General features: G+C 65.5%; 15 protein-coding genes. 7 read left to right on the top strand and 8 right to left on the bottom strand.

Translation table 11 applies throughout. From position 1 onward, the window contains the following. Positions 1–59: 59 nt before the first annotated feature. Positions 60–989: a transaldolase gene (gene tal, locus AM586_RS09325; protein WP_047823537.1), complete on the bottom strand. Its 930-nt coding sequence runs from the start codon at positions 987–989 to the stop codon at positions 60–62. A gap of 67 nt (positions 990–1,056) precedes the next feature. Continuing rightward, positions 1,057–1,554 (bottom strand): GAF domain-containing protein, encoded by a 498-nt coding sequence (locus AM586_RS09320; RefSeq protein WP_047823539.1) that lies wholly within the window; start codon positions 1,552–1,554, stop codon positions 1,057–1,059. Between the two features lie 148 nt (positions 1,555–1,702). Here AM586_RS09320 and nhaA point away from each other — a divergent pair, with 148 nt between their 5' ends. Beyond that, positions 1,703–2,866, top strand: a complete 1,164-nt coding sequence (gene nhaA / locus AM586_RS09315; protein ID WP_060567054.1) for a Na+/H+ antiporter NhaA — start codon at positions 1,703–1,705, stop codon at positions 2,864–2,866. Here the strand turns inward: nhaA and AM586_RS09310 are convergent. The 4 genes from AM586_RS09310 to zwf are packed head-to-tail and all read right to left on the bottom strand — an operon-like array spanning position 2,863 to position 6,572. After that, a complete protein-coding gene (locus tag AM586_RS09310) occupies positions 2,863–3,561 on the bottom strand; it encodes a YjjG family noncanonical pyrimidine nucleotidase (RefSeq protein ID WP_047823543.1) in 699 nt (232 codons plus the stop codon). The genes nhaA and AM586_RS09310 overlap by 4 nt on opposite strands. Positions 3,562–3,596: 35 nt before the next feature. After that, complete coding sequence (locus AM586_RS09305; RefSeq protein WP_047823545.1) at positions 3,597–4,220, bottom strand: glutathione S-transferase family protein; 624 nt, start codon at positions 4,218–4,220, stop codon at positions 3,597–3,599. Between the two features lie 9 nt (positions 4,221–4,229). Then, positions 4,230–5,084, bottom strand: coding sequence for an SIS domain-containing protein (locus AM586_RS09300; RefSeq protein WP_047823546.1), 855 nt, complete (start codon positions 5,082–5,084; stop codon positions 4,230–4,232). Between the two features lie 18 nt (positions 5,085–5,102). Beyond that, complete coding sequence (gene zwf / locus AM586_RS09295) at positions 5,103–6,572, bottom strand: glucose-6-phosphate dehydrogenase (protein WP_047823549.1); 1,470 nt, start codon at positions 6,570–6,572, stop codon at positions 5,103–5,105. Between the two features lie 202 nt (positions 6,573–6,774). On the opposite strand from zwf, the gene AM586_RS09290 reads away from it, so the two are divergent. Beyond that, positions 6,775–6,951, top strand: coding sequence for a hypothetical protein (locus tag AM586_RS09290; protein ID WP_156328125.1), 177 nt, complete (start codon positions 6,775–6,777; stop codon positions 6,949–6,951). Positions 6,952–6,965: 14 nt separating this feature from the next. Here the strand turns inward: AM586_RS09290 and AM586_RS09285 are convergent, their stop codons facing one another. Both AM586_RS09285 and pgi read right to left on the bottom strand, forming a co-directional pair. Next, complete coding sequence (locus AM586_RS09285; protein WP_047823553.1) at positions 6,966–7,862, bottom strand: SMP-30/gluconolactonase/LRE family protein; 897 nt, start codon at positions 7,860–7,862, stop codon at positions 6,966–6,968. Positions 7,863–7,875: 13 nt separating this feature from the next. After that, positions 7,876–9,516 (bottom strand): glucose-6-phosphate isomerase, encoded by a 1,641-nt coding sequence (pgi, locus tag AM586_RS09280; protein WP_047823555.1) that lies wholly within the window; start codon positions 9,514–9,516, stop codon positions 7,876–7,878. A gap of 272 nt (positions 9,517–9,788) precedes the next feature. Here pgi and edd point away from each other — a divergent pair, with 272 nt between their 5' ends. From edd to AM586_RS09255, 5 genes are all read left to right on the top strand, one after another. Further along, a complete protein-coding gene (gene edd, locus AM586_RS09275; protein WP_047823557.1) occupies positions 9,789–11,705 on the top strand; it encodes a phosphogluconate dehydratase in 1,917 nt (638 codons plus the stop codon). A gap of 24 nt (positions 11,706–11,729) precedes the next feature. Next, entirely contained in the window at positions 11,730–12,356 is a 627-nt protein-coding gene (gene eda, locus AM586_RS09270) for a bifunctional 4-hydroxy-2-oxoglutarate aldolase/2-dehydro-3-deoxy-phosphogluconate aldolase (RefSeq protein ID WP_047823558.1), read from the top strand. 18 nt (positions 12,357–12,374) lie between these two features. Next, a complete protein-coding gene (locus tag AM586_RS09265) occupies positions 12,375–12,953 on the top strand; it encodes a hypothetical protein (protein ID WP_047823560.1) in 579 nt (192 codons plus the stop codon). Between the two features lie 104 nt (positions 12,954–13,057). Beyond that, the gene (locus AM586_RS09260; RefSeq protein WP_060567052.1) at positions 13,058–13,555 is read left to right on the top strand and encodes a hypothetical protein; all 498 of its coding nucleotides are present in this window, start codon (positions 13,058–13,060) and stop codon (positions 13,553–13,555) included. A 219-nt stretch (positions 13,556–13,774) separates the two neighbouring features. Further along, positions 13,775–14,467, top strand: a complete 693-nt coding sequence (locus AM586_RS09255) for a PEP-CTERM sorting domain-containing protein (protein WP_082439729.1) — start codon at positions 13,775–13,777, stop codon at positions 14,465–14,467. The last annotated feature ends 65 nt before the right edge of the window (positions 14,468–14,532 follow it).

The raw sequence follows: 14,532 nt of genomic DNA, 5'->3' as shown, positions 1-14,532 counted from the left end.
ACGGCGGCCAGCAGCCGCCGAATCATCGTCGTCCCCGCGAAGGCGGGGACGACGTGCGATCAGCGCAGCTCTTCGATCATCTTCTTCAGCTTGACCGAATCCGCCACGAAGGCACGGATACCCTCGGCCAGCTTCTCGGTCGCCATCGCGTCTTCGTTCAGCATGAAGCGGAAGGTCTTCTCGTCCATCGCGATCTTGTCGATGTTGACGGACGAGTCAAGCGCGAGCTTGCGCTCCACGGGCGCGTCGGCGTCGGCCAGCTTCTGCAGCAGGTCCGGCGAGATGGTCAGCAGGTCGCAGCCGGCCAGTTCCAGGATCTGCGAGGTGTTGCGGAAGCTCGCGCCCATCACCTCGGTCTTGTAGCCGAACTTGCGGTAGTACTGGTAGATGCGCTTGACCGACTGCACGCCCGGATCGTCGGCGCCCTGGTAGTCGGTGCCGGTCGATTTCTTGTACCAGTCGTAGATGCGGCCAACGAAAGGAGAGATCAGCTGCACGCCCGCTTCGGCGCAGGCGATGGCCTGGCACAGCGAGAACAGCAGGGTCAGGTTGCAGCGGATGCCGTCCTTTTCCAGGATCTCGGCGGCGCGGATGCCTTCCCAGGTCGAGGCGATCTTGATCAGCACGCGCTCGCGCGGGATGCCGGCGGCTTCGTACAGGGCGATCAGTTCGCGGCCCTTGGCGACGGTGGCTTCGGTGTCGAAGGACAGCGCGGCGTCGATCTCGGTCGAGACGCGGCCCGGCACGTACTTCAGGATCTCGACGCCGAAGGCGATCAGCAGGCGGTCGACGATCTCTTCGACGCCTGCGCCCTTCGCGTCGGCGACGGCTTTTTCCAGCAGCGGACGGTATTCCGGCTTCTGGACGGCCTTCAGGATCAGCGACGGGTTGGTGGTCGCGTCCTGCGGCGCGTAGGCCTTGATCGACTGGAAGTCGCCGGTGTCGGCCACCACGGTGGTGTACTGCTTGAGTTGCTCGAGTTGGTTCATGATGCGTGAGGGTGTGTTGAAGTCGAATTCCGGGATTGTACCGTTTTCAGCGGAGGTGCTCGAAAAATCAGCAATCCGTCGCGTCCACGAAGGCCGCGACCATGGCTTCCAGCCCGGCCTTGTCCTCGTCCGAGAAGCGGTCCAGCGTCGGGCTGTCGATGTCGAACACGCCGACCAGGCGGCCGGCCTTGACGACCGGGATCACGATTTCCGAGTTCGAGGCCGAGTCGCAGGCGATGTGGCCCGGAAAGGCGTGCACGTCCGGCACCACGATGGTCTCGCGCTTGACGGCGCTCGTTCCGCAGACGCCGCGGCCGAAGGGGATGCGGGCGCAGGCCGGCTTGCCCTGGAAGGGGCCGACCAGCAGGTCCTGGCCGTCGCCGTTTTTCGCCGGGACGGTCAGGTAGAAGCCGGCCCAGTTCAGGTCGGCAAGGGTGTCATAGACCAGGGCCGAGAACTGCGAGGCGTTGGCGGTCAGGTCGCGCTCGCCTTCGAGGATGCTGGCGACCTGGCGTACCAGCAGGTCGTAGTCGGGGCGGGTGCTGCGTTCGGGATTGATGTGCATGGGATGGGCGCCAGGGGCAGACTGATCGAAACGCCTATTTTACCGCCAGCATCCGCAAGCGGGTTACAATGCCCGCAAGGGTGATCACGCCGCCGGGCGTGACAGGATGTGCGATGGTCGGGCCGCCACGCGGCTCTTACGCGACCTTATGATCACCTCCCTCTCCAATACCTTCAAGGCATTCGCCGCCTCGGGCAAGGCCGGCGGCATCGTCCTGATCCTGTGCACCATCCTCTCGCTTGCGCTGGCGAATTCTCCGCTGGGCGCCGCTTGGCTTGGTTTCTGGCGCCTGCAAATCGCCGGGCTGAGCGTCGAACTCTGGATCAACGACGCCCTGATGGCCGTCTTCTTCCTGCTGATCGGGCTCGAGCTCGAACGCGAGCTGTACAACGGCGAGCTGTCGGACTTCAGGAATGCCTTGCTGCCGATGCTGGCCGCCGCCGGCGGCATCATGGTCCCGGCGCTGACCCACTTCGGCTTCAATAACGGCACGCCGACGCAGGCCGGGGTCGGCATCCCGATGGCGACCGACATCGCGTTCGCGCTGGGCGTGCTGGCCCTGCTCGGCAGCCGGGCGCCGGCCTCGCTGAAGATCTTCCTGACGGCGCTGGCGGTCATGGACGACCTGGGCGCCATCGTGGTCATTGCCCTGTTCTATACGGATGGGCTGTCGATCGCCTGGCTGCTCGGCGCCCTGGCCGTGTTCGGCGCGCTGCTCGCCATGAACCGCGTGCTGCGCGTCATGGCCTTGGCGCCTTACCTGCTCGGCGGCGCGCTGATGTGGTTCCTGATGCTCAAGTCCGGCGTGCACGCGACCATTGCCGGCGTGCTGCTGGCCTTCGCGATCCCGTACTCAAGCACGCAGGACGATGCGGCCTCGCCCTCGCACCGGCTCGAGCACGCCCTGCACAAGCCCGTGACCTTCCTGGTCCTGCCGCTCTTCGCGCTGGCCAACACCGGGATCCTGGTCGGCGCCGGCTGGCCCGCGCAGCTGCTGACGACGAACAGCCTGGGCATCCTGCTCGGCCTCGTCGCCGGCAAGCCGGTCGGCATCTTCCTGTTCAGCTTCGCGGCGGTGGCGCTGGGCCTGTGCCGGCTGCCGCAGGACCTCGGCTGGCGTCACGTGCTGGGCGCGGGACTGCTCGGCGGTATCGGCTTCACGATGTCGATCTTCATCACCAACCTGGCGTTCGCGGGACAGGCGGAGCTGGTCAACGGGTCGAAGATGGCGATCCTGCTCGCCTCGCTGGTGGCGGGATTGGCCGGGTTCGGCTGGCTGAAGCTGATGGGCGGGCCGGCCAGGCCTGCCTAGGCCGCCAGCTTCTTCAGGGCCGGCACGATCTCGTGCAGGGAGTTCACCTCGCAGCTCGGCACCGCCGCCGACGCATTCCCCAGCCGGCCGGGATTGAACCAGCAGCTGTCGATGCCGAAGCGGTTGGCGCCGAGGATGTCCGCGTCCAGGCGGTCGCCGACGATGACCGTTTTGTGCTTCGCGAAGGCGCGCGCCATTTTCGTGGCGTAGTCGAAGAAGCGGCTGTCCGGCTTGGCGTGGCCGCAGGCTTCGGAGGTCGAGATGAAGGAGATGTGCTCGCGCAGGCCCGAGCTGGCGATGCGGCGCTGCTGGATGTGCTCGACGCCGTTGGTGATGATGCCGACTTCGCCGACCGCGCACAAAGCCTCGCAGACCTGCTTGGCGCCGTCGATCAGGACCACGGTATCGGACAGCGATTCGAGATACAGGTGGCTGGCCGCTTCGGCGTCGAGGTCGAGGGCGCTCCGGGCGAAGGTGCGACGGAAGCGTTCGACCTTCAGGAAGTCCTTCGAGACCACGCCTTGTTCGAACTCCTGCCAGAGTCCGAGGTTGATGGCCTGGTAGTGGGGGAACAGGGCGTCGACGCCCTCGTGCAGGCCGAGCGCCTGCATGGTGCGCACGAAGGAGAGCCGTTCGGACGCCTTGAAGTCGAGCAGCGTGTCGTCGAGGTCGAAAAGGAAGAGCGTGTGTTTCATCCGCTATATATTACCTCGCGGACGAGTCATGCGTGTCAGGTGGTCAGCGGCGTCATGACCGCCTTGCGGAAGGCCGGACGGCTGGCCAGCCGGTCGAACCATGCCTGCAGGCCGGGCAGGTCTTCGCGTACGATCGGCAGGGCGAACCAGCGCCAGGCCGCGCATCCTGCCGCGATGTCGCCCACGGTGAACGCGGCGCCGCCGACATAATCGCTCCCCGCCAGGTGGCGGTCGAGGATGCGCATGGTGGCAAGGGCGGCCAGGCGCTGTTCTTCGATCCGAACCGGGTCGCGCTCGTGTGCGGGCGTGCGCATGAAGGCACGGAACAGTGGCAGCAGGGCCGGCCACAAGGTCGAATTGGTCCAGTCCATCCAGCGCTCGGCGTCGGCGCGCGCGCCGGGCGCAGTCGGCAGCAGGCCATCCTGCGCATAACGGCCGGCAAGATACCGGACAATGGTGTTGGATTCCCAAACCACGCAAGCATCGTCGGCTATGGTGGGCACGAGGCCGTTCGGATTCATGCTGAGGAATTCCGGCGTGCCGACCACGCCGAAATGGCGTCCGGCATCGATGCGGTGGTAAGCCAGCGCGAGTTCTTCGCAGGTCCACAGGACTTTTTGCACGTTGACCGAGTCCGCGTTGCCCCAGACGGTGATCATCCGCGCAACTCAACCAATAAACGAATCGAACTGCATGTCGAACTCCTGCAGCGCCTTTTGTGCATTCTGCATCTTCTTCCTGAACTCCGGCCCGCGTCGCAGCGCCAGGCCGACCGCCAGCACGTCGATCACGACCAGGTAGGCCAGGCGCGCCGAGATCGGCGTGTAGGGGTCGATCGCGAACACCAGGTCGATCGGGATCAGCAGGCTGGCCATGTCCGCCAGCGGGGTGCCGGAGGGCGCCAGCACGATCACCTCGGCGCCGCCGCGGCGCGCCAGCTTGGCCGAACGCGTCAGCGCGGGGTTGTTGCCGCGCTGGGAGATCGCCACCACCACGTCGCCCTCGTGCAGCAGGGCCGCGGCGATCGAGTGGATCGCCGGATCGGTATACGCGATGGTCGGCACGCCGGAGCGGAAGAACTTGTGCTGGGCGTCGGCGGCCACGAAGCCGGAGGTGCCCTGGCCGTAGAACTCGATCTTGTTGGCGCGCGACAGGATGTCCAGCGCCTTCTGGATCAGCTCGGGCTTGAGGTTGTTGCGCAGGTCGAGCAGGGTGTTGATCGACCGGCTGCAGATCTTGTTGACCAGGTCGGAGGCCAGGTCGTCCTGGGCCGGCTGTTCGCTGGCGCCGGGCAGGGCCAGCGCCAGCCCTTGCGCCAGCTTCAGCTTGAACTCGTGCCAGCCGTCGTAGCCGAGGGTGCGGCAGAAGCGCACCACGGTGGGCTCCGAGACCCCGGCGGCGCGCGCCAGCGCGGTGATGTTCTGGCTGACCGTGGCGCTGGGCGAGGCCAGCACGGCAAGCGCCACCTTGCGCTCGGACTTGGACAGCGAGTCGAGCTGGGTGCGGATCGAATCGAGCAGCAATTTGGCTCCCGGGCTCGGTCAGTCTTCGGGCAGCGCTTCTTCGCGCCACTGCAGGCCGTCGCGGCCGATCAGGGCGCTCGACGACGCCGGGCCCCAGGTGCCCGAGGAGTAAGGCACCGGCGAGGTATCGTCCTGCTCCCAGTAATCGAGGATGGGTTCGACCCATTCCCAAGCCGCTTCCAGCTCGTCGCCGCGCATGAACAGGGTCAGCTGGCCGCGCAGGACGTCCAGCAGCAGGCGTTCGTAGGCTTCCATGCGCGGCGCCTTGAACTGCTCGCGGAAGTCGAGTTCGAGCTCGGCCTGCTTCAGGCGCATGGAGTCGCCCGGGGTCTTGGCCATCAGGTTCAGCGACAGGCCCTCGTCCGGCTGCAGGCGGATCACCAGGCTGTTCGGCTGGAAGCTCGAGGTCGGCTGGTTGAAGATCGAATGCGGGATCGGCTTGAAGCGCACGACGATCTCGGCCAGGCGGTCGGCCATGCGCTTGCCGGTGCGCAGGTAGAAGGGCACGCCGGCCCAGCGCCAGGTGTCGATCTCGGCCTTCATGGCGACGAAGGTCTCGGTCTTCGACTGCTTCGGCGCGCCCGGCTCCTCGCGGTAGCCCGGCACCTGCTGGCCGTCGACGTAACCGGCGCGGTACTGGCCGCGGATGATGTTCTGCGACAGCGTGGTCGGGGTGAAGCGTTTCAGCGAGCGCAGCACCTGCAGCTTGGCGTCGCGCACGGCGTCCGGCGCGATCGAGGTCGGCGGCTCCATCGCGACGATGCACAGCAGCTGCAGCAGGTGGTTCTGCAGCATGTCGCGCAGGGCGCCGGAGTTGTCGTAGTAGCCGAGGCGGTTGCCGACGCCGATCTTCTCGGCGATGGTGATCTGCACGTCCGAGATCCACTCGCGGCGCCACAGCGGCTCGAACAGGATGTTCCCGAAGCGCAGGGCCAGCAGGTTCTGCACGGTCTCCTTGCCCAGGTAGTGGTCGATCCGGTAGATCTGCGATTCGGCGAAGACCTTGCCGACGTCCGCATTGATCTGCTTGGCCGATGCCAGGTCGCGGCCCAGCGGCTTTTCCAGCACCACGCGCGAATTCGCGGTCGCCAGGCCGCTGGCGGCCAGGTTGTCGCAGATCTTCGCGAATAGCGAGGGCGGCGTGGCCAGGTAATACACGCGGGTCAGCGACTCGTCGCGGCGCAGCGCCTCGGCCAGGCCGGCATAGCTCTTCAGGTTGACGGCATCCACGGCGACCCAGGTGATCCGGTCAAGGAACTTCTTCCACGCGGCTTCGTCGACGCTTTCCTTGATGTGCGGCTTCGAGTTCGTCTCGACCATCTGCAGGAAGTCTTCCTGCGACATGTCCTCGCGGCCCACGCAGATGATGCGTGCGGTCGGCGGCAGGTCGTTGGCGACGTCACGGGCGTACATCGCGGGCAGCAGCTTGCGCATCGCGAGGTCGCCGCTGCCGCCGAAGAAAACGAGATCGAAATCGGAAAGAGCCATGGGGTATCTGATCGTAAGAAGAGAGTGAGCTTGAATTGTAAATTTACTACACGATTATTGATCACGCAAGTAAATTTACTACGTCTTCGGTCTTGCATGCCTATGCTGCCATATCCCGGCCAGCGAAAGCGCGTAGACTGGCTTCGGGTGCAGCAGCATGCAGGCTGCGTCAGTGTGGATACGTCGCGACAAGGAGGATGACGTGGATAACATCGGTAAATCCCAGGCGGTGCCATCGGGTCACTATCATGAAGCGGCCGTCACGAGCTCGAAACATGCCAGCGATTTGCTGGATGAAGGACTGGAGGAGTCCTTCCCGGCAAGCGACCCGGCGGCTGTCAGTATTACCCGGATTATTGAAGACGAGGAAGGCAGCTGATCCCGCGTCCCGGTTCAGCCCCGATACTCCGGCATTTCCAGTCCCGCCACATCGACCCTGAACGCCAGCACCTTCCCGCTGTTCGGCATCGCCGACAGCTCTTCCGCCGGCCGCCCGCCGCAGGCGCTGGTCACGTACAGGGTGCGCAGGTCCGGTCCGCCGAAGCAGACCGCGGTCGGGCACTTCAGCGGCAGGTCGACCTGCTGCAGCAGCTCGCCGGTCGGCGACAGCTTCAGGATGCGGCCGCCTTCGTACATCGCGATCCAGTAGTTGCCTTCGCTGTCGATGGCGGCGCCGTCCGGGCGGCCGCCGTAGGTGCCGCTGGTCTTGTCGGCTTCGAAGGTGACCAGGTTGCGGCCGTTCGACGCGGTGCCGGTGGCGAGGTCGTAGTCGTAGACGTCGATGCGGTGGCTGGTGGTGTCGGCGTGGAACATGGTCTTGCCGTCCAGGGTCCAGGCCAGGCCGTTCGAGTTGGTCATGCCGCCGCTCCAGGCCAGGCGCAGCTTGCCCTGGTCCAGCACGTACATCTCGGCCTTGGGCTGGTCGCGCGGTTCGTAGATGGTGCCGACCCAGAAGCGGCCCGCCGGGTCGACGCGGCCGTCGTTGAAGCGCATGATCTTCGTATCATAGGGCGCCGGCGCGATCTCCTCGGCCTCGCCGCTGCTGGTGTTCAGGTATACGAAGCCATTGCGGGTGGAGACGATCAGGTTGTTGTCGACGTCGATCGCCAGCGCCGAGGGCTCGCTGTCCATCTTCCACGACGAATACTTGCCGCTGGCCGGGTGCAGGCGGTGCACCATGAAGTCGGGGATGTCGACCCAGTACAGCGCCGATTCGACCGCGTGCCAGATCGGGCATTCGCCGGTCTTCATCGGCTCGTCATGCACTACCACGAATTGTTCGGTTTTCATGAGAATCTCCCGCTCAGACGGCGGCCTTGGCGCGCGCGATCAGGCCGTTGGTCGAGCTGTCGTGCTGCGCCGGCTGGGCGTCGCCGTTGAGTTCCGCTTCGATCTTCTTGGCCAGCACCTTGCCCAGTTCGACGCCCCACTGGTCGTAGCTGTTGACGTCCCACAGCGCGCCCTGCACGAAGACCTTGTGCTCGTACAGCGCGATCAGGGCGCCCAGCGTGGCCGGGTTCAGGTAATCCATCAGGATGGTGTTGCTGGGACGGTTGCCCGGGAAGGTCTTGTGCGGCGCCAGGCGCTCGATCTCGTCCGCCGGCTGGCCGGCCAGGTCCTGGCGCACCTCGTCGGTCGTCTTGCCCTTCATGAAGGCTTCCGACTGGGCGAAGCAGTTGGCCAGCAGGGCCGCATGGTGGTTGTGGAACTCGTGGGCCGGGCGCAGCGCGGCGATGAAGTCGATCGGGGTCACGTCGGTGCCTTGGTGCAGCAGCTGGAAGTAGGCGTGCTGGCCGTTGGTGCCGACGTCGCCCCAGATCACCGGGCCGGTTTCGTAGTCGGTGATGGGGTCGCCGGCGCGCGTGACGCGCTTGCCGTTGCTTTCCATGTCGAGCTGCTGCAGGTAGGCCGGGAAGCGGTTCAGGTCCTGGTGGTAGGGCGCGATCGACACCGACGGGCAGTCCAGGAACTCGCGGTTCCAGAAGCCGACCAGGCCCATGATCATCGGCAGGTTCTGCTCGATCGGGGTGGTGCGGAAGTGTTCGTCCATCGCATGCGCGCCGGCCAGGAAGTCGCTGAAGTAGCCGAAGCCCACGCACAGCGCGACCGGCAGGCCGATCGCCGACCAGACCGAATAGCGGCCGCCGACCCAGTCCCAGAACGGGAACATATTGGCCGGATCGATGCCGAAGGTCTTGATCGCCTCGACGTTGGTCGAGACGGCGACGAAGTGTTTTGCCAGGGCTTCTTCAGGCGCCTGCTGCAGGAACCAGGCGCGGGCCGTGTTCGCGTTCATCATGGTCTCGGCCGTGGTAAAGGTCTTGGAGGCGATGATGAAGAGGGTGGTTTCCGGATTCACGCGCGACAGCGCGGCGTCCATGTCGTGGCCGTCGACGTTCGAGACGAAGTGCATGGTCAGGCGCGGATGGGCGAACTGGCGCAGCGCCAGGCAGACCATTTTCGGGCCGAGGTCGGAGCCGCCGATGCCGATGTTGACGATGTCGGTGATGGGCGCGCCGGTGTGGCCTTTCCAGGCGCCGCTGCGGACGCTGTCGCTGAAGACCTTGACGCGGTCCAGCACGCCGTGCACGTCGGCGGTGATGTCCTGGCCGTCGACCGTGATCTGCCTGGTGCGGGGCGCGCGCAGGGCAGTGTGCAGGACGGCGCGGTTTTCGGTCAGGTTGATCTTCTCGCCGGCGAACATGGCGTCGCGCAGGCGCTCGACGCCGCGCTCGCGCGCGAGCTGTGCCAGCAGTTCAAGCGTGCGCCCGTCCAGACGGTTTTTTGAATAGTCTAGGAACAGCCCGGCGGCTTCGGCGGACAGGCGTTCGAAACGCTGCGGATCCTGTGCAAACAGTTCGCGCATCTGCCATTCACGGGCCTGGGCGGCATGGTTGCGGAGCGACTGGTAGCTGGCGGTGGTGGTGAGAAGAGGTTGGCGCATGGATAGTGGGATTCGGGCAGTATGGACGGTATGATGTCATTTTATGCAGGTTATCGAATCATACAGGAAGCGGACGTAAAATCACTACAAATTGTGCGGCGGGGAGCGCGGGGGCACGTGGTGCCAACCCTGCCGGTCGCCGTAGGGTGGGTACCACGTGCCCACCATCAACATTCGAATTTCCCAAGGCTTCATTCAAGAACGGGGTGCCTGGATGCGCCCCGGTATATTTTGTAGTAAAATTTCAGGAATCCAATTCATAAGGAACGATCATGGCGGTGCATCCCGTAGTAGAGAAGGTGACCCAACGCATCATCAAGCGTAGCCGGCCGTCGCGCCAGGCTTACCTGGCCCATCTGGACGCGGCGCGCGTGCAGGGCGTGCAGCGCGGCACGCTGGCGTGCACGAACCTGGCGCACGGTTTCGCGGCCTTCCCGGCCAACGACAAGCTCAAGCTGATCGAGCAGAAGCAGCCGTCGGTCGCCATCGTTTCCTCGTACAACGACATGCTGTCGGCGCATCAGCCGTTTGAGTATTTCCCGAAAGTGATCAAGGATGCCGTGCGCGAGATCGGCGCCGTGGCCCAGTTCGCCGGTGGCGTGCCGGCCATGTGCGACGGCATCACGCAGGGCCAGCCGGGCATGGAGCTGTCGCTGTTCTCGCGCGACACCATCGCCATGTCGACCGCGATCGCGATGTCGCACAATATGTTCGACGCCGCCCTCTACCTGGGCATCTGCGACAAGATCGTGCCGGGCCTCCTGATCGGCGCGCTGCACTTCGGCCACATCCCGGGCATCTTCGTGCCGGGCGGCCCGATGACCACCGGTATCTCGAACAAGGAAAAGGCGGCGATCCGCCAGCGCTACGCGAAAGGCCAGGCCACCCGCGACGAGCTGCTGGCAGGCGAGTCGGCGGCCTATCACAGCGCCGGCACCTGCACCTTCTACGGCACCGCCAACAGCAACCAGATGCTGATGGAAGTGATGGGCCTGCACCTGCCGGGCGCCGCCTTCATCACGCCGGGCACGCCGCTGCGCGACGCGCTGACCCGCGCGGCCTCGCAACACGCCGTGAAGATCTCGCAGCAGGGCGGCGAGTACATGCCGATCGGCCATATCGTCGACGAGAAGTGCATCGTCAACGCCATCGCCGCGCTGCACGCGACCGGCGGCTCGACCAACCACACGATGCACCTGATCGCCATCGCGCGCGCGGCCGGCATCGTGGTCGACTGGGACGATTTCGACGAGCTGTCGAAAGTGGTGCCGCTGCTGGCGCGCGTCTACCCGAACGGCGACGCCGACGTGAACCACTTCCAGGCCGCCGGCGGCCCGACCTTCGTGATCCGCGAACTGCTCGACGCCGGCCTGGCGCACGAGGACGTCAACACCATCCTCGGCCGCGGCCTGCGCGCCCACTGCAAGGAGCCCTTCCTGGACGGCGAGCAGGTGGTCTGGAAAGACCTGCCCGAGCAGAGCGGCGACGAGAACGTGCTGCGCAAGTACACCAATCCGTTCAGCCCCGACGGCGGCCTGGTGCTGGTGCAGGGCAACCTGGGCCGCGCCGTGATGAAGGTCTCGGCGGTCAAGAAGGAACACCACATCGTCGAGGCGCCGGCCCTGACCTTCGATTCGCAGGAAGATTTCATGCATGCCTACAAGGCTGGCAGCCTGAACCGCGACTTCGTCGCCGTGATCCGCTTCCAGGGCCCGCGCGCGAACGGCATGCCGGAACTGCACGCGCTGACCCCGGCGCTGTCGAACCTGCAGGACGCCGGCTTCCACGTGGCGATGGTCACCGACGGCCGCATGTCGGGCGCTTCCGGCAAGGTGCCGGCGGCGATCCACGTGTCGCCGGAAATCCTGGCCGGCGGTCCGCTGGGCCTGGTGCGCGACGGCGATATCATCCGGGTCGACGCGACCGCCGGCACGCTCGAGGCGCTGGTGCCGGCCGACGTGTGGGCATCGCGCAAGATGGCCACCGCCGACCTGAGCAAGAGCCACATCGGGATGGGCCGCGAGCTGTTCGAGGTGTTCCGCAAGTCCGTCAGCGCGGCCGAGCAGGGCGCCGCCCACTTCCCGCTGCCGTCGCCGATCGAGACCACCGTTCCCCTGCACGAAGGCCTTGATTCCGGTGAGATCATGCCGGGTTCCGACGAAGACTTCCTGTTCCGTAAATCCAAGTAAGAGAGCACAACGATGAGTACTGATATGAACCTGCTCGACATCATGAAATCGGCCGTCGTGATCCCGGTGATCGCGATCGACGATCCGGACCACGCCGTTCCCCTCGCGAAGGCCCTGGTCGCCGGCGGCATCCGTGTGCTCGAAGTGACGCTGCGCACCAGGCACGGCCTGGAGGCGATCCGCGCGATGGCCCAGGTCGAAGGCGCCATCGTCGGCGTCGGCACCCTGACCCAGCCGGAAGAATTCGCCGCCTCGCGCGATGCCGGCGCGGTGTTCGGCGTGTCGCCGGGCCTGACCCCGGCGCTGATCGAGGCAGCGAAAAAGAGCGGCCTGCCGCTGCTGCCGGGCTGCATGACCCCGTCCGAAGTGATGCTGGCGCGCGAAGCCGGCTTCAAGCAGCTCAAGCTGTTCCCGGCCGTGCCGGCAGGCGGCATCGGCATGCTGAAGGCGATCGGCGGCCCGCTGCCGGACGTCACCTTCTGCCCGACCGGCGGCATCTCGATCGAGACCGCGCCGCAGTTCCTGGCCCTGAAGAACGTGGCTTGCGTGGGCGGCTCCTGGCTGACCCCGGCGGACGCGATGAAGGCCGGCGACTGGGACCTGATCACCGACCTGGCCAAGGCCGCGTCGGGCCTGCGCGCGGCTGCTTGAGGCGTACATGAGGCGCACATGAGGCGCCTGGCGCGCGGGCTGACCGCGGGCGAGATCGCGATGGCGTCGCTGCTGTTCGGCGGCGCCATCGACTACACGCGCGTGCGGGTCCACAACCGCCGCTACCTGCCCCTGGGCCTGCAGCCGAAGAACTGCGCCATGACCCCGAACGGCAGCATCTACTTCCACCACTCCTGCTTCCTGCCCGACTACAGCCTCGGCAATCCGACAGTCATCCACTGGTTCATGCACGAGATGGTGCACGTCTGGCAGCACCAGCTCGGCTATCCGGTCCGCCTGCGCGGCGCGATCCGGATCGGTCTTTCCTACTATTACGAACTGCGCGAAGGCGCAAGCCTGGCCGACTACAACATGGAAGCCCAGGGCGACCTGCTGGCCGATTATTTCGCGCTGAAGTTCCTGCGCCTGCCGCGCGTCGTGCGCCAGCGTCGCCATGCGCACCGGATCGACTTGTACGAACAGGTGCTGGCGGGTTTCCTGGCCAACCCATCGGACCGCGGGCAACTGCCGCGCGGCGGAGCGCGCAAGTTCATGTCGAGCCGTCGTCCCCGCGCAGGCGGGGACCCAAGTTCGTAGCGCTGTCCCAAACGCTTGTGTAAACCACTTGCGTCGAATCAACCCCCGCTCGAGCCCAGCAACGTAGGCTGTCGTCCGTACGTTTGTTTCCTGTGGGATATTTTATGCAGCCGTCATTCCGCGCCGGTGCCTTGGCCACCCTGGCACTCACCCTGATTCCGGTACAGGCCGCCCTGGCGCGCACCGGCGCCGCCGAGGTCCGCGAAGGCCCGCGCGGCGGTCCCTGCTTCACCATCAGCCCGCGCGAAGAACGCGCGGGTACGCCGGATTTCCACGCCGTGACCGTCTCCGACGGCCAGCGCCTGCTGTGGAAGATGACCATGCCGCCCGAGCGTACCTTTCCCCTCAGCTTCTCCATGTGCGTGCCCTACGGCGGCCAGGTCGCATCGCTGCCGCGAACCCGGGCGACAGCGCTCGAAACCGGCAAGGTCTACTACCTGCGCATCGACGCCCGCCCCGCCCAGGGGCGCGGCGTCGCCCAGGCCTATGAAGCGCGCTTCTGCCTGGCGAAGCAGCATGACGGCAGCGCCGTCGTGCACCAGATCTGGGACAGCGACCGGCCGGGCAAGCGCCTGTTCGGCTGCCTGCCGCCGGGGGAGTGATCCGCCTGTCCTGCGCATGAAGCTGCGCCGTCCCTGGCCGATTTATTTTATTCACGAAGGGTAAGTTTGTCGTGTCGACGAACTTTACATTTTCGCTGTCTTGTAACCGTCCGTGATAAAAATATCTAATGTAATCAAGCCCTTAAAGAGCAGGCACGTCTATTGCTAATATTTACGTGTCTGCTGACAGACCCACCTAATTAATTATATGAGGGTAATATGAACCGGTCCAAACTCGTGAAGAACCTGGCAGTTTCTCTGTTTTGCGCTACCGGCATGTTGGCCGGTACGGCGGCATTTGCAGCCCCAGTTGGCGCAAGCTGCAGCGTTATCAATGTAACAAAGGGCTCGGTCGCCAATGCAACCACGGACGATGTGACGCTGAACAGCGCCTGGTCCACTGCCTGTGCGTTTTCTAACGTCAACCCGTCACAGGGCCCCCAAGGTAACACTTCCGGCTTCGGCAGCGCCTTCGACGCCTATGCCACGGATACTTCGACCCCCTGGTCCTTGCTGGGCAAGATCGCAAAAACCAGCGGCACTGTCACCAGCAATGGCCTGATCCTGACGCTGGCGGCGGATGGAACCTGGACTGTTAAGAACACCACCACTGGCGCGCTGATGCTGGACCTGGTGCTCGACATCCATGCCGGCAACACGTCGACGGCCTTCCTGTTCGACGATCAAACGATCGGCGCCGGCGCAACGCTGAACGGCAGCTGGGCAATCCAGTGGCATAACAATGGCGGCCAGATCCCCGGCTACTCCAATGCAGTCTTCTTCGCGCGCGACCTGGGCGAAGGCGGCTCGGGCGGCGGCGAAGGCGGCAACGTGCCGGAGCCGGGCAGCCTGGCCCTGATGGGCCTGGGCATGCTGGGCGTGGTGGCGCTGCGCAAGCGCAACAAGGCCTGATGCTGCGGGCTTGAAGCGGCAAAAAATATGGCGCCCGAGGGCGCCATATTTGTTTTTGCAAGCGG

The organism is Massilia sp. WG5, assembly GCF_001412595.2.
Lineage (GTDB): Bacteria > Pseudomonadota > Gammaproteobacteria > Burkholderiales > Burkholderiaceae_D > Telluria.
This window is presented reverse-complemented; position numbering and strand designations above follow the sequence as displayed.

Coding starts and splice junctions, on each gene's coding strand:
- tal (WP_047823537.1), bottom strand. CDS start 989: ATGAACCAACTCGAGCAACTCAAGCAGTACACCACCGTGGTGGCCGAC.
- AM586_RS09320 (WP_047823539.1), bottom strand. CDS start 1,554: ATGCACATCAATCCCGAACGCAGCACCCGCCCCGACTACGACCTGCTG.
- nhaA (WP_060567054.1), top strand. CDS start 1,703: ATGATCACCTCCCTCTCCAATACCTTCAAGGCATTCGCCGCCTCGGGC.
- AM586_RS09310 (WP_047823543.1), bottom strand. CDS start 3,561: ATGAAACACACGCTCTTCCTTTTCGACCTCGACGACACGCTGCTCGAC.
- AM586_RS09305 (WP_047823545.1), bottom strand. CDS start 4,220: ATGATCACCGTCTGGGGCAACGCGGACTCGGTCAACGTGCAAAAAGTC.
- zwf (WP_047823549.1), bottom strand. CDS start 6,572: ATGGCTCTTTCCGATTTCGATCTCGTTTTCTTCGGCGGCAGCGGCGAC.
- AM586_RS09285 (WP_047823553.1), bottom strand. CDS start 7,862: ATGAAAACCGAACAATTCGTGGTAGTGCATGACGAGCCGATGAAGACC.
- pgi (WP_047823555.1), bottom strand. CDS start 9,516: ATGCGCCAACCTCTTCTCACCACCACCGCCAGCTACCAGTCGCTCCGC.
- edd (WP_047823557.1), top strand. CDS start 9,789: ATGGCGGTGCATCCCGTAGTAGAGAAGGTGACCCAACGCATCATCAAG.
- eda (WP_047823558.1), top strand. CDS start 11,730: ATGAACCTGCTCGACATCATGAAATCGGCCGTCGTGATCCCGGTGATC.
- AM586_RS09265 (WP_047823560.1), top strand. CDS start 12,375: ATGAGGCGCCTGGCGCGCGGGCTGACCGCGGGCGAGATCGCGATGGCG.
- AM586_RS09260 (WP_060567052.1), top strand. CDS start 13,058: ATGCAGCCGTCATTCCGCGCCGGTGCCTTGGCCACCCTGGCACTCACC.
- AM586_RS09255 (WP_082439729.1), top strand. CDS start 13,775: ATGAACCGGTCCAAACTCGTGAAGAACCTGGCAGTTTCTCTGTTTTGC.